The 16377-nt window shown below is 51.4% G+C and carries 13 protein-coding genes; 7 read left to right on the plus strand and 6 right to left on the minus strand.

Annotated elements, in window-relative coordinates:
• Position 1 precedes the first annotated feature (1 nt).
• The 3 genes from nanQ (at position 2) to AC0IWZ_RS02320 (ending at position 2567) form a co-directional block, all read left to right on the plus strand.
• A complete protein-coding gene (nanQ, locus tag AC0IWZ_RS02310; protein WP_034493256.1) occupies positions 2–487 on the plus strand; it encodes an N-acetylneuraminate anomerase in 486 nt (161 codons plus the stop codon).
• Between the two features lie 158 nt (positions 488–645).
• The gene (locus tag AC0IWZ_RS02315; protein WP_034493258.1) at positions 646–1527 is read left to right on the plus strand and encodes a MurR/RpiR family transcriptional regulator; all 882 of its coding nucleotides are present in this window, start codon (positions 646–648) and stop codon (positions 1525–1527) included.
• Between the two features lie 146 nt (positions 1528–1673).
• A complete protein-coding gene (locus AC0IWZ_RS02320) occupies positions 1674–2567 on the plus strand; it encodes a dihydrodipicolinate synthase family protein (protein WP_471678225.1) in 894 nt (297 codons plus the stop codon).
• A gap of 40 nt (positions 2568–2607) precedes the next feature.
• Here the strand turns inward: AC0IWZ_RS02320 and AC0IWZ_RS02325 are convergent, their stop codons facing one another.
• The 6 genes from AC0IWZ_RS02325 to qseB all read right to left on the minus strand — a co-directional run bounded on the left by AC0IWZ_RS02325 (position 2608) and on the right by qseB (position 10806).
• Entirely contained in the window at positions 2608–6492 is a 3885-nt protein-coding gene (locus tag AC0IWZ_RS02325) for an autotransporter outer membrane beta-barrel domain-containing protein (RefSeq protein WP_471680486.1), read from the minus strand.
• A gap of 206 nt (positions 6493–6698) precedes the next feature.
• A complete protein-coding gene (locus AC0IWZ_RS02330) occupies positions 6699–7619 on the minus strand; it encodes a LysR substrate-binding domain-containing protein (protein WP_471679096.1) in 921 nt (306 codons plus the stop codon).
• A gap of 124 nt (positions 7620–7743) precedes the next feature.
• Positions 7744–8061: a putative quinol monooxygenase gene (locus tag AC0IWZ_RS02335; protein ID WP_034493265.1), complete on the minus strand. Its 318-nt coding sequence runs from the start codon at positions 8059–8061 to the stop codon at positions 7744–7746.
• A gap of 30 nt (positions 8062–8091) precedes the next feature.
• A complete protein-coding gene (locus AC0IWZ_RS02340) occupies positions 8092–8673 on the minus strand; it encodes an NAD(P)H-dependent oxidoreductase (protein WP_034493267.1) in 582 nt (193 codons plus the stop codon).
• A gap of 121 nt (positions 8674–8794) precedes the next feature.
• Entirely contained in the window at positions 8795–10150 is a 1356-nt protein-coding gene (gene qseC / locus AC0IWZ_RS02345) for a quorum sensing histidine kinase QseC (protein ID WP_471678223.1), read from the minus strand.
• Complete coding sequence (gene qseB / locus AC0IWZ_RS02350; protein WP_034493269.1) at positions 10147–10806, minus strand: quorum sensing response regulator transcription factor QseB; 660 nt, start codon at positions 10804–10806, stop codon at positions 10147–10149. Before qseB ends, qseC begins: the two co-directional genes overlap by 4 nt.
• 228 nt (positions 10807–11034) lie before the next feature.
• On the opposite strand from qseB, the gene AC0IWZ_RS02355 reads away from it, so the two are divergent.
• The 4 genes from AC0IWZ_RS02355 (at position 11035) to ftsP (ending at position 16309) form a co-directional block, all read left to right on the plus strand.
• On the plus strand, positions 11035–11439 hold the full coding sequence (locus tag AC0IWZ_RS02355) for a YgiW/YdeI family stress tolerance OB fold protein (protein WP_410373836.1): 405 nt from the start codon (positions 11035–11037) through the stop codon (positions 11437–11439).
• Positions 11440–11725: 286 nt separating this feature from the next.
• Entirely contained in the window at positions 11726–13996 is a 2271-nt protein-coding gene (parC, locus tag AC0IWZ_RS02360; RefSeq protein ID WP_034493271.1) for a DNA topoisomerase IV subunit A, read from the plus strand.
• A gap of 80 nt (positions 13997–14076) precedes the next feature.
• Complete coding sequence (locus tag AC0IWZ_RS02365; RefSeq protein WP_034493273.1) at positions 14077–14832, plus strand: 1-acylglycerol-3-phosphate O-acyltransferase; 756 nt, start codon at positions 14077–14079, stop codon at positions 14830–14832.
• 64 nt (positions 14833–14896) lie between these two features.
• On the plus strand, positions 14897–16309 hold the full coding sequence (gene ftsP / locus AC0IWZ_RS02370) for a cell division protein FtsP (RefSeq protein WP_034493274.1): 1413 nt from the start codon (positions 14897–14899) through the stop codon (positions 16307–16309).
• The last annotated feature ends 68 nt before the right edge of the window (positions 16310–16377 follow it).

Raw genomic sequence — 16377 nt, forward strand, 5'->3', positions numbered from 1 at the left:
CATGATTTTAGGGAAAGTGACAGAACTCAGCGCGCAGAGCGGGATTGCTCCTCAACTGCTGGCCATCATCAAACAGGCGCTGGCACTGCGTCCGGAAACGCTCAGTGCCGGGCGTCATGAGATAGACGGCGACGATATTTTTATGAATGTCATGACATTTGAGACAGCCGAACCGGAGAGTAAGCGTTACGAGCAGCATCGCGAATATCTTGATATTCAGGTGTTACTCAACGGCCAGGAACGGGTTGATTTTGGCCCGCTCGGCGCAGCAATCTCGCCCGATATTTACCATGAAGACGATGATTACCTGCTGTGTGATGCGGTTTCGCCGCGTCAGACATTGCACTTGCAGCCGGGAATGTTCGCCATATTTCTGCCGGGCGAGCCACACAAGCCGGGTTGTATCAGCGAAACGGCACAAGCGATAAGCAAGGTCGTGATTAAGGTGAGCTACCGTTGCTTAGGGAGCGAAAGTTTTACGTCATAATAAAATGAGTTAACAAACCTGTTTTTCTTTGACGGCGCGATGCGGCATACCCCCTATGCTGACATCGCGCTTTTTTTACCGCCACAGACTTGCTACGCTTTGACCCATTCGATATTGCAGGCTTTTTGCCACCTTTCGCCCTACAGAGCAGGAAATTTATGGAGCCTCAAGCGCTACGCCTTAAACCTGGAAAAATCCTCGACACATTAGGGGCGATGCAAAATAGCCTGACGCGCGTTTCCCAGCGTATCGCGCAGTTCATTCTGACTTCTCCGCAGCAGGTCACTCAGCTTTCTATCGCCGAGCTTTCGCGTGAAACGCAGGCGGGCGAGGCCACCGTTATCCGCTTTTGCCGTACCCTGGGTTATAAGGGGTTCCAGGATTTTAAAATGGACCTGGCCATTGAACTTGCCACGACGGAACCGGACAACAACAGCCCGTTGCTGGATGGCGAAATCAGTGAGTCTGATGATGCGCATACCATCGGTTTAAAACTGCAAAGCACGATAAACAATGTGTTATCTGAAACCCTTAACCTGCTGGATATGAACCAGGTTATTCAGGTCGTTAACGCGCTACGTACCAGCAACTCGGTATATATCTTCGGCGTCGGTTCTTCGGGAATAACCGCAGAAGACATGAAACATAAGCTGATGCGTATTGGATTACGGGTCGATGCCGTCACCAATAACCACTTCATGTATATGCAGGCCACGTTATTAAAAGCCGGTGATGTCGCGATTGCGATAAGCCACACCGGGACTTCTCCAGAAACTGTCCACGCGCTCAAACTCGCCAGAGAGGCGGGAGCCACCACGGTCGCGCTGACCCATAATCTTGGCTCTCCATTAATTGATGTCGCAGACTTTAGTCTGATTAACGGCAACCGCCAGGGAATGCTGCAAGGTGACTCGATTGGCACCAAAACGGCGCAGCTCTTTGTGCTCGATTTACTCTATACCTTATTGGTTCAGGCCGCCCCGGAGCAGGCTCGCGAAAGCAAATTGCGCACTATGGACGCACTGAATATCGCAAAATAATGCCGTATTAGCGGCATTGATCACAGTTCAACGTATTTAGCCTTTCCCGGCCGTGGTGATGGTTGCATCACTCCATTTGTCGCCTTAATATAGAGTTAAACTTCATTATCAAAAATCATTAGAAGTAAAACTCCAGAGAGGCTTGCATGGAAAAGTTAACGGGCTTAATCGCCGCGCCACATACCCCATTTACCGCTGATGGAAGTGTCAATTATCCGGTTATTGACCAGATTGCCGCACATCTGATTCAGCAGGGGGTGAAAGGGGCTTATGTCTGCGGGACCACCGGCGAAGGCATCCATTGCTCGGTTGAGGAACGTAAAAAAATTGCCGAACGTTGGGTGAGTGCCAGCGACGGCAAACTGAGTATCACCCTGCACACTGGCGCACTGAGCATTGCCGATTCCCTCGAACTGAGCCGCCACGCTGAAACTCTGGATATCTTTGCCACTTCAGTGATTGGCCCATGCTTCTTCAAACCCGGCAACATTGACGACCTGGTGGAATACTGTCGCATCAACGCCGCTGCCGCACCGTCTAAAGGCTTTTACTATTACCATTCCGGTATGTCGGGTGTGAATCTCGATATGGAGCAATTCTTGCTCGTGGCCGCAGACCGCATTCCGAACCTGACCGGAATGAAATTCAACTCCAGCGACATGTACGAATATCAGCGCTGCGTGCGCGTGAACAACGGTAAGTTTGATATCCCATTTGGTGTCGATGAGTTTTTACCCGCGGGCCTAGCGTGTGGAGCCGTGGGCGCGGTGGGCAGCACCTACAACTATGCAGCGCCGTTATATCACCGCCTGATCGATAGCTTTAATCGCGGCGATCAACAAGACGTGGCGGCGTGCATGGATAAAGTCATCGCCATCATTCGTGTGCTGGTTCAGTACGGTGGCGTGGCTGCGGGTAAAGTGGCGATGAAACTTCATGGTATTGATGTTGGCGATCCGCGTCGTCCGCTTCGCCCGATGACTGAGCAACAAAAACAAGACGCATTGCAGGCATTCCGCAAAGCTGACTTCCTGATGTAATGGATGGAAGGCTCTATATCCATAGAGCCTTCCGTTTTGGTCAGAACTTAATTTTTATCCCCGCAATCCCGCCGTAATTCACGCTACTACCTTCAAACGACTTCTCAACGTTCAACGATCCGGTAAGTGACACTGACTGATTTAGTTGATGGTCCACGCCTGCATTCAACTGCCCCCATGTGCCGCCACTATTGGTAGTGAAGGGAATGTAACCGTCCTGCGAAGAAAACTCGGTTTTAGACTCGCCTTTAAATTCATGCAAAATGCCGGGGCGAATCCAGGCGGTGGTGCGGTTTTTATCCGCCTTGTTGTTTTGCGAATCCTCGTGATTCCAGGTTTGGTGAAGGCGCACGCTGACCCGTCCGGTGAGTGAGTCGGCCCGATCAAAATTCACTCCCGACGCCCGGTCGCGGGTGTTATCCAGTTTCACCGTCGAGTAAATCAGCTGCGCCTGCGGCTCAATAAAACGCTGAACGTCTTCGTCAGGCTGCCACGGATAACCCGTCTCAGCAGAGGCGCTTAACCCGTAACCTTTGGTTTTCATCGGGCTAAGATCGGTCGGGCTGGACTCCACATACAAGCGGTTGTACTGAGCGACCACATCGAGATAACTTCCCGCAGGTGTAAAGTGCGTCCAGTAGCCGCCAACGCCCCATGATTTCAGGGTATTGCGCCCGGCATTCTCGCCGTCGGTATGTGTGACCTTACTGTTTATTTTGCCGATGTTTCCCAGCACCCCGGCAAAATTTGAACTGCCGTCATCTTTGCTTTCGCGATACAAATCAATGCCAATCTGAATGGCATTGAGCGAAAAGCGTGACTGTGGCCCGTCAAAATCAGACTTGCCCTGTTTGTAGATAAACCTTCCCCAGCTCATATGCGGCGATTCAGTCGCCTGCGTGATTTTTTCCGGGCTGGCGAACTGCTCCCCGGTGCGTTCGTGCAGGCTATCAACCAGCATCCGGCCATAGAGCAGCGCGAGCTGAGGAATGTCCTGATACAGCGAAGTTTCCGCCCGATAATTCGGTATAGCAGCCGGTGGTTCGGCAGGTGCGGACGGTTTTACATTATCCACCGGAGGCTTTTCAACGGGCTTCTCACCAGGCGTTGGGTCGGGATCGGGTTTTGCGGGTGGCTGCGCGGGGGGATCGAGATCTTCAACGACTCTTTCCGGCTGTTTGTTCGAGCGCAGATACCAGGCTTCTTCATTGCTGTCATCGACGCTGGAGCGGTACAACGAGTATTCATACGGCCCGGCCTTCACTTTGTTGAGCAGGCTGAATGCTTGCGGGTCGGTGGTCGCCCCGCTAATCGCATCGACCACTTTAATCCCGTTGCCGCGCGTCAGTGCGCCGCTGCCATCGGTGTTGGTGATTTTAAGGTTGGTTGCGCCATCGGCATGACCGCCGTTAATCACCAGTTGGTCGGAGGGGGAATTGTCATCATGCAGATGGGTATTTAATGCAATCGTCCCGTTATCGCCGTGATAGTTATTCACCGTCAGCGTTTTGTACTGGTGGTTTTCGGGGGTACTGAAATTGATCAGGCTTTGATTATTGTTGAGCGTACTGAGCACTGAATTGCCGGTTAAAAACCACACACTGGTGTTGTTTAACGCCACTTCGGAATACGCATTGGCTGCTGTTAGCGCCGCCCCGGTTGCAATGCTCCCGGACAGGTTGATGTGGGCGTTGCCAGGAAAATTACCGACGCCGTTGTTTGCCTGCAACCACTGGCTTTCGCCCGTCACCCGGCTGTTCTTTAACTCGATATCGGCATAACCCGTGGTTTGGATACCGTGGCCATGCTCGCTTGTCAGCGTCGCGTTGGTTAAATTTGCCAGCCCGGTCCAGGCCTGAGAACCCTGAACAGCCAGCGCCGCCGCACCATCGCCGTGCGTTGTAGCCACCACATTATCCGCCAGAACCTGCCCGCCATTGCTCGCCAGAATGCCGTGTGACAACTCACCATCGGTGGAAACAACGATGTTTTTAGCCGTCAGCTCGGCTCCGGCTTCAGCCCACAGGCCGCGTGAATTATCGCCATGAGTCGCCAACGCCACGTTATTAAGCGCCATCTGCGCGGTTTCAGATTTATATTTTCGGCCAACAAACGCACCGGTCGCATTATCTCCCAGTGTCTCAACAGAAACATTCGTCGCTGAAAGATTCACATCGCCCGGTTTTGCCGCGCCAATACCGGCATATAAACCTACAGAGTTTTCACCCAACGTTTTCACCGACAAATTCTTCAGAATAAGACTGCCGCCGTCATCGGCGGTAGCACCGTAGGCCTGAGAACCTTTCGTCACCAGTGTGGTTCCATCCACTGTCAGCATCGCGCCTGCACTGCGAGAGGCGACTGCGTGTGGAAAGGTGAGATTGGACGATACAGGCGAGCCATTCCCGGTGGTGGTGACACTTCCTCCCGTTACGCTCACGGTGGCGCCGATGTTCGCGACAATCCCCATCGCATTATCGTTGCCGGAAGTATTGATATGGCTGTTGGTAATGACCGCCGTGCTGTTGGCAACACCAATCCCGGTACCGTAATTGCCGGAAGTGGTAATTCTGGAGGTGTTCACTTCAAGCTGGCTGTTGTTGATGGCACTGATACCGCTGGCAGGGCTTTCCGTAGTGATAATTTCGCTGTCTTTCAGAATTAGCGAAGAACCGGCACCCTGAAGCAGGATCCCCGGCGACCATGGCCCGCTTATGCCGGGGGCTGCGGTAGTAGTCATTTTGCTGCTGATAATCTCAGCGCTGGCACCGTCATTGATATTCACACTTGAGCTGCGTGCGCCACGTGTTTCAATTGTTGTATTGCCGATTTGCGCGTGGGAGCCAGCGCCTTCCACGGAGACGCCGTGGCTTTGGCTCCCGGTGGTGGTCATGGTGGAATGGCTTACGGAAACAGACGCACCTGAAATTGCCCGAGCGGCTGAACTTGAGTGCGCTGCGTTCCCCGCGCCGCTGACGAAGACCGTGCTGTTAGCGAGGGAAATTGCGCTGTTATTGCCTTCGGCGCGGCTTCCTCCCTGATTCGTACCGGTCACGGACATCGTTAGCCCCGTTCCGGTTATGCTCGCCCCAGACAAGGCATGAAGTGCGGCGGTTGTGGTGCTGCTGGTGGCTGCGCCAGAGCTTGTTATCTGGCTGTTTTTTAGGGAGATCTCACCTTTATTTTCTGCTCTGATAGCACTGGCGCCAATGGCTGACGTGGTAAGTTGCAAGCCCTCGCCGTGAATAGACGAGTTGTCGTCGCTTGCCAGTAGGACATGACTGTAGTTACCCGAGGTTTCAACAGACGTCTCTTTCAAATCGACTTTGCCGCCTTGTTTCGCGGAAATACCTACGCTGCTGGAAGAAGATGTCTTTACGCTTGAGCGATTAAGCGCTGCCAGGGAATAGTCGCCCGTTACAACAATCCCACGGTTGTTGATTCCCTTCGTACCGCCGCCTATCGTGACGCGACTGTTTTCGAGACTCAGCTTTCCATTCTCAACGAGCACGCCAGTCATATCACTGGCAGTGACAATGGCGCTCGCCGCCGTCAGTGGTTCGAGAGTGATCATGGAATCAACAAGATCCACTCTGCTATTGCCTAAGATAAATACCCCGGTCTGGCCTTTTGCCCCTGCGGCAGCCGTCGCATTATTTTTTATCACCCCACGGGTTAGGGTAACGGTTCCACTATCTTCGATTTTTATTGCCGACGTATTTGCGGCACTCATTTTTATTGTTTCATCAAAGTACGAACCACGAACGGAAATCCCTACGGAACCTACGCTCGTTACCAGTCTTTCCGTACTCGCATCGGCACAACCAAAACTCAGAACGCCTGCCACTATTCCAGCGGATGTTTTCAGTATTATTTTATGATGGTTATAATGAATATGGGGATGGGGTATTTTAATGATTTTCATAACTTGCCTCAGATTGTGAATATTATCGCAGAGGCAGTTAATTCGTCAGGGAGTGGTGGTAAAATAAATAACTGAGTGACGGAGCAGGAATATAAATACAGTGTAATATTATTTAACTGCCTTGTGCGTTCGATAAGCATACAGGCGAAATTTGAGCAGCCTATTACTCAACGTTAAATGCGGATTTAGTTTTATTGTGCGTGTATTTAATTACCAAGAATGCTGTTGAGAAATAACATGAAACTGGATTTTTGTTCCATCTCTTTTCGATAGGTCAGATACACGTTCACCTGCTGTACAGGGAATTGCAGGTCCAGCTTGCGCAACCCGAGGACTTGCTGATAGCGATCAAACCCTTCCTCAGTGATAAAACCCACGCAGTCTGTTTCCGACAGCAACGTCATCAGCATCATTAATGAATTCGTTTCAAAAGAGACATGCGTTTTGTTTAGCATTGCCATCAGTGATTGTTTTTTCTGATAAATCACCTGATCGGCCGTTAAATGGCTGACTAAATCGAGCGATTGTAACTCTTCGATACTGACTGAGGTTTTCTGGAAGGGATTATCTTTTCGGCATACCAGTATCGGGCGTAATTCACGGAGCAACACGCATTTTAATGTGGCACTGATAACAGGAGCTGCGGAGAAAACAATATCGGCTTTGCGTAAATTAAGTAATTCTAAAGCATCTGGAATGCCGAGATTCGTTTCTATATATTTGATTTTATAATTAAGATTCTCAGATTTAATTTTTAATATGGTGGACGATAAACTATGCACTGCGACTGAAAATGGGGAATAGATAACCAACGTTTCCCGATTATTCGTCTGTTTACTTCGGCCCACCGAATCACTCATTATTTCAAGGGTGTGTTTAAGTTGTGTGTATAGGTCGTCAGCAAATACCGTCGGGGAAATAGTATTGCCGTGGCGAATAAATAAAGGATCTTCAAAATGCAGACGAAGTTTGCGTAGTGAATGACTTATAGATGGCGGGGTAACATCCAGAATCTCCGAGACTTCTGTAATGCTGCGCGTGGAATAGATTAAACAGAAGGTAGTCAGTAAATTGAGATTAAAACTGGCAAGTTTAAGAACTTTATCGGAAACCGTGGTTGTTTTCATACCCTTCACACCGTGCGCACTGAATAAAGAGTAGCTTAGCAGCGTTTGTGAAATAGGGGGAAAGCCGGAAATCAGAAGAGCCGGACGGGTAAGCATCGCCAACCCGCCGGATCATGATTCTGAATTACTTAATGGCGTCTTCCAGAATATGGATATGAACATCCAGCACATCGTCTTTTACAGCTACGCTGTGGTTCTTCATATGACTGGTTTGCAGGTGCGCTTCCAGGTGAGCAACGGTTTCCCATTTTTCCAGCATAAACACGGAATCGGGTGCGGTAGTCTGGAACGCAACCTGAGCGTTATGGTCGATGAGAGGCGCATAACCAAAGCAGCCTTCTTCTTCGAGCACGGTTGGAATAATTTTTGCGAATGCATCCAAAACCGCCTGGCGATGGTGAACGCCCGGGCGAGTACGAATTTCAGCTATAACAGTAATCATGTTCAACTCCTTGTTGTCGACATAAGACAGTTAAGCAAAAACTCGGCCCAGATGCTCGCGGTATTCTGCGATAAAACGCGGAACATCAGGTACTTTCATTACGTCATTGGCGATAAAGGTCGGCAAACCTTCCATACCCAGGAATTGGTTAGCTTTGTGGAATGACAGATAAACACCATCAACGCCGACGCCATGGAAAAACTGTTCTTTGTCTTCAAAGGCTTGCAGCGGAGCATTCCAGGTCAGGGAAAGCATATAGGTTTTGCCCTGAATCAGACCGCCAGAACCGTATTTTTTCTCAGCGTCGGAACGGGTACGCCCATCGCTGGCATACAGTGAACCGTGGCCTTCGGTGAACACGTCATCAATGTATTTTTTCATGGTCCACGGCGCGCCCATCCACCAACCTGGCATCTGGTAAATCACGGTGTCGGCCCACAGATATTTTGCCACTTCTTCTTTTACGTCGTACTCGCTGTCGGTACGAGTGACCTGAACATCATGCCCGAGGTCGCGCAAAAAGCTTTCCGCGACGTCGGTCAGGGTGTCGTTAAGTTGGCCGTTAGAGTGGGCGAATTTTTTCGCGCCGTTGATAATCAGAATGTTGCTCATAGTTAGTCCTCGAATAATTGCGTCTGGCGCGAAGTCTACCGTGATCGCTATCACGGTTAAATGCTAAAAACGGGCAAAGACTTTTGCTTAAAACGCAATAATCCGAGTGTGTCAGGCATTTTTACCAGCGAATCCGAACTTCGAATCCACCATGGGAGGCATTCAGAAACAGCGCCTGCATACCGTGCAAAGCCGCTATACGGCGGACGATGGATAAACCCAAGCCGCTGCCGGTTTTCTCCTGCCCTGGCGGGCGGAAGAATCGCTCCCCAAGTGAGTTTAAAAACTCCGGGCTGACGCCGGGACCGTTATCAGTAATGATAATCTCATGGCTTTGCAAAACGACCGTGACGACGCTGCCACGCGGGCTGTAACGCACGGCGTTATCCAGCACATTTCTGACCATCAAACTGAGCAGCAGCGGTTGCCCCTGGCGTTTCACGCTGGCGTCTTTGATATCAAGACGGAGATCAACGCCCTCGCGTGATGCCTCGTGATACGCATCCATCACCGCATTTTGCAGTAATGGCTGAAAAGCCACTTCCTGGATGTCATCCAACCCGGCTAACGAATCCAGGCGCGATAATGTTAGCAATTGATCGACAAGGCGTGTGGCGCGGTCAATTCCATCACTCAGATTATTCAATGCGTGGTCGCGTATCGGTGCGTCATCTTGCGCAAGTTGGGCGACTTCGGCCTGCACTTTCAGCGCTGCCAAAGGGCTGCGCAGTTCATGGGCGGCATCCGAGGTAAAACGCCGCTCGCGCTGCATAAACTCGCCGGTACGGGTAAATAGCTGGTTAAGGGCAACCACCATCGGACGGACTTCTTGCGGCAGCGTTGCGGTGGGCAGTTCGCTTGCGTCGTCGGGTTTACGGCTGCGTAACTGGCGCGCCAGCTTGTGCAGAGGGGAAAGGGCGCGGCTCACCAGCCAGACCAACAACAGCAGAATTATCGGGGAGGCAATAAGCCACGGTGTGAGCTGGGACAAAACGATATCTCGCGCCAGGTCTTCGCGGTATTCCCACTCCTGGCCGACCACGATGCGGTATTTGCCGTCGGGTGTCGTGACCCAGACCATACGCCACATATCGTCGTCACCCGCAAGTTTGCCGTCAGTAAATCCGTCACGCTGGTATCTATAAGTGAGATTACGACCATTATCGCCATCATTGAGCAGCAGTTTCCCGTCAGCGCTATAAATGGCGAACGCCAGCGTGTCATCATCTTGCTTACCACGATGGTGCGAAATCATGCTTTTGGTGCGCGGGAGTTGCGGTTCACCCCGTACCGAGCTGAGATCCAGAACGCTCAGACGTTTAGCGAACAGCACCTGCTGTGTATCAAACAGCTTATTGAGGTTTTTAGTGGTTTGCTGCCAGGCGGCAATACTCGCGCTAATCCATGCAATCAGCGTCAGCAAAATAAATCCGGCAATTAATCTTGCCCGTAAACTTTGAGTCAGGGCTTTTATCATTCTTCACCCAGGGTGTAGCCGATGCCGTGCACCGTGCGAATAAAACCGCTGCCGAGTTTGCGGCGTAAATGGTGGATATGCACTTCCAGCGCGTTTCTGGAAACTTCGTTATCCCAGCTATAAAGTTTCTCTTCAATCATGGTGCGCGGTAATACGCGCCCTGCGTTGCGCATTAATAATTCCAGCAAGGCAAACTCTTTAGGCTTTAACAATAATGTTTCGCCATCACGGGTGGCGGCCAATTTAATGGGATCGAGTTCCACTCCGGCATGACGAAGAACGGATTGCGCTTGCCCATGATTCCGGCGAATTAAAACCTGAAGCCGGGTGGCAACTTCTATTAACGCAAAAGGTTTACACAAATAGTCATCGGCTCCGAGTTGCAAACCCTCAACCCGTTGTTCCAGTGTTTCCCGGGCGGTTAGAATAAGCACCGGTTCAGTGCGACCATTACGACGCCAGGATTTTAAGATATCCAGCCCGTCGGTTCCCGGTAGGCTTAAGTCCAGAATCACGGCGTCGTAGGGGGCCAGGCTTAATGCAGACTGACCTTGCAGCCCGTCGGTAAACCAGTCTACGCAAAAGCCCATCTTGGTTAGCCCGGCTTTTAATCCGTCGCCGATGAGCTTGTCATCTTCAATCAGTAATATGCGCATGGTGTTTTCCCTTACTGCCCATTTGCGGGAAGTTAATAACTTTTGAGTGGGAGTGTACAGGGGAAAAATACGATGCTTCGGCACGGTGCGCAATTTACTAAAAAAAGCGATTTTTGATGGAGGAATTAAGATCGCGTTAAGATCTCTAAGGTTAAATAGCTCTCATACCGCCCTGAACGCTGATTCATCCGGGCACTAAAATATTCATTCATAAAGGGAACATTAACGATGAAAAAATTAGCCGCTATTATGACTATTCTCGCTATCACCGCAGCACCGGCTATCGCTGCGCAACAAGGTGGATTCCAGGACCCCAATGCGCCAGCCGCGCAAACGCAGACCCAATCTGCGGGTGGCTTTGTTGGCCCAAGTGGCAGCAACACCACGGTAGAAAAGGCCAAATCACTGTCTGACGATACCTGGGTGACTATGCGCGGCAAGATTGAATCCCGCATCGGCGGCGACCATTACATCTTCCGCGATGCGTCCGGTACCATTAACGTTGATATCGACCATAAACGCTGGAACGGCCAGACCATTACCCCGCAAGATACCGTTGAAATTCAGGGCGAAGTCGACAAAGACTGGAACTCGGTTGAAATCGACGTGAAGCAAATTACTAAAGTTAAATAACCTCCCCGAAATGAGCCGCTGCGAGCGGCTCATTTTGTCTCATGGCACTTCACCTAAGATACGCACTCCTCTGTGACTAAAACTGCCAGATAAGGTACTATCGGCGGCAATTACGCCGTTTATACCCGTCATACTTCAAGCTGCAGATGCGTTGGCTGCACTCAGTCACCCCAGTCACTTACTTAAGTAAGCTCTTGGGGATTCCTGAGTTTGCCGCCTTTCTGCAACTCGAATTATTTAGGGTATGTGGCCACACTCGGCTCGTCAGTTTGAGGATGAATAATTAATGAGTGATTTAACTCATGATGGTGCAGAACGCCTTGCGCTGCACGAATTCACGGAAAATGCGTATCTCAACTATTCCATGTACGTCATCATGGACCGCGCCCTGCCGTTCATTGGTGATGGTTTAAAACCCGTACAGCGTCGTATCGTATATGCGATGTCAGAGTTGGGATTAAGCAACAGCGCTAAATTCAAAAAATCTGCTCGTACTGTCGGTGACGTGCTGGGTAAATACCATCCACACGGCGACAGCGCCTGCTATGAAGCGATGGTGCTGATGGCGCAGCCGTTCTCCTATCGTTACCCGTTGGTTGATGGCCAGGGCAACTGGGGTGCGCCGGATGATCCGAAATCCTTCGCCGCGATGCGTTATACCGAATCACGCCTGTCGAAATATGCTGAAGTCTTGCTGGGTGAATTAGGGCAGGGAACGGTCGATTATGTGCCGAACTTTGACGGCACCATGCAGGAGCCGAAAATGCTGCCTGCGCGCCTGCCGAATATTCTGCTCAACGGCACCACCGGCATCGCCGTGGGTATGGCCACGGATATTCCTCCGCACAACCTGCGTGAAGTGGCGAAAGCGGCAATTACCCTGATTGACCAGCCGAAAACCACACTCGACGAACTGTTAGATATTGTTCAGGGACCGGATTACCCGACCGAAGCCGAAATCATCACCCCGCGTGAAGAGATTCGCAAAATCTACCAGAATGGTCGCGGCTCTGTGCGCATGCGTGCGGTGTGGAAAAAAGAAGATGGCGATGTTGTCATCACCGCATTGCCACACCAGGTGTCTGGTGCGCGTGTACTTGAACAAATTGCCAACCAAATGCGCGCTAAAAAGCTGCCGATGGTTGAAGACCTGCGCGATGAGTCGAATCACGAAAACCCGACGCGCCTGGTGATTGTTCCGCGCTCCAACCGTATCGACGTAGAGCAGGTGATGAACCACCTGTTTGCCACCACCGATCTTGAGAAAAGCTATCGCATCAACCTCAATATGATTGGGCTGGATAACCGTCCGTCGGTGAAAAACCTGCTGCAAATTCTGACCGAGTGGCTGGTTTACCGTCGCGAAACGGTGCGCCGCCGTCTTAGCTACCGTCTCGAAAAAGTGCTCAAACGCCTGCATATCCTCGAAGGTTTGCTGGTGGCGTTCCTCAATATCGACGAAGTGATTCATATCATTCGTACTGAGGATGAGCCGAAGCCGGTGTTAATGTCGCGCTTCGAGTTAAGCGAAACTCAGGCTGAATCTATCCTCGAGCTGAAATTGCGCCACCTCGCGAAACTCGAAGAGATGAAGATTCGCGGCGAACAGGGCGAGCTGGAGAAAGAGCGTGACCAGTTGCAGGGCATTCTGGCGTCTGAACGCAAAATGAGTACCTTGCTGAAGAAAGAGTTGCAGGCTGATTCCGACGCTTATGGCGACGATCGCCGTTCACCATTGCGTGAACGTGGCGAGGCAAAAGCCATGAGCGAACATGACATGACTCCGTCTGAGCCTGTCACCATTGTGTTGTCGCAAATGGGCTGGGTGCGTAGCGCCAAAGGCCATGATATTGACGCGCAAGGGTTAAACTACAAAGCGGGCGATAGCTACCTTGGCTCCGCCAAAGGTAAGAGTAATCAGCCTGTGGCGTTTATCGACTCCACCGGGCGCAGCTATGCGCTCGACCCGATAACGTTGCCTTCAGCACGTGGCCAGGGTGAGCCATTGACCGGTAAACTGACACCGCCGCCGGGGGCTGTCGTTGAGCACGTATTAATGGCGCCGGACGACCAGAAACTGTTGATGGCATCTGACGCAGGCTACGGTTTCGTTTGCACCTTTAACGATTTAGTGGCGCGTAACCGTGCGGGCAAAACGCTTATTTCCTTGCCGGAAAATGCGAAAGTCATGCCGCCGATGGAAATCTCAAGCGTCGATGACATGCTGTTGGCGATTACTGCCGCAGGCCGTATGTTGATGTTCCCGGTGGGTGATTTACCGCAGCTTTCTAAAGGCAAAGGGAATAAAATCATTTCGATTCCGTCTGCTGAAGCGGCGAAAGGCGAGGATAAACTGGCTCATCTGTTTGTTCTGCCACCACAAAGCACCGTCACTTTGCACGTTGGCAAACGTAAAATTAAACTTCGCCCGGAAGAGCTTCAGAAAATAACCGGTGAACGCGGTCGTCGCGGTACGCTGATGCGCGGCCTGCAACGTATTGATCGTGTTGAAGTTGATTCTCCGCTTCGCGCGAGTGCGGGTGACAGCGAAGAGTAATTGAAATCTGGCAGCAGTGATGCTGCCAGAAGCGCTAAAGCAAGTCATACTTGTCAGCGGTTTAGGCTTTTGAGGTTGTTATGCTATCCATCGTTCGTTTTATTATCGTTATCATTTATTGCATCCTGGTCAGCATTTTTGGCTGTATTTATTGCCTGTTCAGCCCACGTAACCCGCGCCATGTTGCAACTTTTGGCCATCTGTTTGGGCGCTTGGCACCGGTGTTCGGTTTGAAAGTCGAAACCCGTTTACCGGAAGGTTATGAAAATCACCCGACGGCGATTTACATCTGTAACCACCAGAATAATTTCGACATGGTGACAGCGGCGAGTATTGTGCAGCCGCCAACCGTGACCGTCGGGAAAAAAAGCCTGCTGTGGATTCCATTTTTTGGCCAAATCTACTGGCTAACCGGAAATATGCTGATTGACCGTGACAATCGCGCTAAAGCCCTCGGCACCATTTCCCAGGTCGTGGCGCAGATTCAGAAACGTAAAATATCGGTCTGGATGTTCCCGGAAGGCACGCGTAGTCGTGGCCGCGGTCTGTTGCCGTTCAAAACCGGTGCCTTCCATGCTGCAATTGCTGCGGGCGTCCCAATTATTCCGGTGTGTGTTTCCAATACCAGTAATAAAATTAAGTTAAACCGCTGGAATAACGGTTTGGTGATTGTCGAAATGCTTGATCCAATTGATATCAGCCATTACGGCAAAGATCAGGCGCGTAAACTCGCTACGCATTGCCGCGATATCATGAGAGAAAAAATCGCCGAGTTAGATAAAGAAGTCGCGGAGCGTGAAGCTTCCGGTCGAGTTGAAAAGAAGCAGGCGAACTAATCACTTCTATTTTGGCGGTACGTTTTGTACCGCCCCACGTTGTTAAGTTTCACATGGAGCAATTATGTCACTCAGTCGGCGTCAGTTCATACAGGCATCAGGAGTCGCACTTTGTGCAGGCTCGGTGCCACTGAGGGCAAACGCTGCCGGACAGCAGCAACCTTTACCCGTTCCTCCTTTACTCGAATCCCGCCGTGGGCAGCCGTTGTTCCTGACGTTGCAGCGGGCGCACTGGTCATTTACCGGTGGCGCGAAGGCGCAAGTCTGGGGCTTGAACGGACGTTATCTTGGGCCGACCATCCGCGTATGGAGCGGCGATGACGTAAAAATGATTTACAGCAATCGTCTGCAAGAAAATATCGCGATGACGATTGCCGGTTTACAGGTTCCTGGCCCGTTAATGGGCGGAGCGGCACGCATGATGCAGCCAAACGTTGACTGGGCGCCGGTACTGCCGATTCGCCAGAAAGCGGCGACGCTTTGGTATCACGCAAACACCCCGAATCGCACGGCAAAGCAGGTTTATGCGGGTCTGGCTGGCATGTGGCTTATCGAAGATGAAGTCAGCAAAAATCTGCCGATCCCGAACCACTACGGTGTCGATGATTTCCCGGTAATCATTCAGGATAAGCGCCTCGATAACTTTGGTGCTCCGGAATACGAAGAGCCGGGCAGTGGCGGTTTTGTTGGTGATACGCTGCTGGTGAATGGCGTGCAGGGACCGTATGTCGAGGTTTCTCGTGGCTGGGTGCGTTTGCGTTTACTCAATGCTTCAAACTCGCGCCGCTATCTGCTGCAAATGAGCGATGGCCGCGCGATGCATGTGATTTCCAGCGACCAGGGTTTCCTGCCAGCACCGGTTTCCGTGAAGCAACTTTCACTGGCACCGGGCGAGCGCCGCGAGATTCTGGTGGATATGAGCGACGGCAAAGAAGTGTCGATAACCTGCGGGGAAGCTGCCGGTATTATGGACAGAATCCGTGGCTTCTTTGAGCCATCGAGCATTCTTATCTCCACGCTGGTTCTGACGTTACGCGCAACCGGCCTGTTGCCACTGGTGACAGACACGCTGCCAATGCGCCTGCTGCCGGATGAGATTATCAATGGCAGCCCGGCACGCAGTCGTGAAATTACCCTGGGCGATGATCCTGGTATTAATGGCCAGCTCTGGGACATGAAACGTATTGATATCCAGACTCAGCAAGGTACCTGGGAGCGCTGGACGGTGCGTTCCGATATGCCGCAGTCTTTCCATATTGAAGGCGTGAGCTTCCTGATTAAAAACGTCAATGGTGCAGCGCCGTTTGGGGAAGACCGTGGCTGGAAAGATACGGTTTGGGTGGATGGGCAGGTCGAATTACTGGTCTATTTCGGCCAGCCTTCATGGGAACATTTCCCGTTCCTCTATTCCAGCCAGACGCTGGAAATGGCAGATCGTGGCTCTATTGGGCAATTGTTAGTACAACCTGCGCCGTAACTCAATTTATGCCCTTTCCATCAGCGGAAGGGCGTTAATTTTTAACATGGCAATAACACTTCATTTTT

This window comes from Buttiauxella sp. AC142 (assembly GCF_979253435.1).

Excerpts from the sequence above, each read along its gene's own strand:
- qseB (WP_034493269.1), bottom strand. The coding sequence starts at position 10,806 with ATGCGCATATTACTGATTGAAGATGACAAGCTCATCGGCGACGGATTA.
- nanQ (WP_034493256.1), top strand. The coding sequence starts at position 2 with ATGATTTTAGGGAAAGTGACAGAACTCAGCGCGCAGAGCGGGATTGCT.
- AC0IWZ_RS02340 (WP_034493267.1), bottom strand. The coding sequence starts at position 8,673 with ATGAGCAACATTCTGATTATCAACGGCGCGAAAAAATTCGCCCACTCT.
- AC0IWZ_RS02330 (WP_471679096.1), bottom strand. The coding sequence starts at position 7,619 with ATGAAAACAACCACGGTTTCCGATAAAGTTCTTAAACTTGCCAGTTTT.
- ftsP (WP_034493274.1), top strand. The coding sequence starts at position 14,897 with ATGTCACTCAGTCGGCGTCAGTTCATACAGGCATCAGGAGTCGCACTT.
- AC0IWZ_RS02365 (WP_034493273.1), top strand. The coding sequence starts at position 14,077 with ATGCTATCCATCGTTCGTTTTATTATCGTTATCATTTATTGCATCCTG.
- AC0IWZ_RS02315 (WP_034493258.1), top strand. The coding sequence starts at position 646 with ATGGAGCCTCAAGCGCTACGCCTTAAACCTGGAAAAATCCTCGACACA.
- parC (WP_034493271.1), top strand. The coding sequence starts at position 11,726 with ATGAGTGATTTAACTCATGATGGTGCAGAACGCCTTGCGCTGCACGAA.
- AC0IWZ_RS02335 (WP_034493265.1), bottom strand. The coding sequence starts at position 8,061 with ATGATTACTGTTATAGCTGAAATTCGTACTCGCCCGGGCGTTCACCAT.
- AC0IWZ_RS02355 (WP_410373836.1), top strand. The coding sequence starts at position 11,035 with ATGAAAAAATTAGCCGCTATTATGACTATTCTCGCTATCACCGCAGCA.
- AC0IWZ_RS02325 (WP_471680486.1), bottom strand. The coding sequence starts at position 6,492 with ATGAAAATCATTAAAATACCCCATCCCCATATTCATTATAACCATCAT.
- qseC (WP_471678223.1), bottom strand. The coding sequence starts at position 10,150 with ATGATAAAAGCCCTGACTCAAAGTTTACGGGCAAGATTAATTGCCGGA.
- AC0IWZ_RS02320 (WP_471678225.1), top strand. The coding sequence starts at position 1,674 with ATGGAAAAGTTAACGGGCTTAATCGCCGCGCCACATACCCCATTTACC.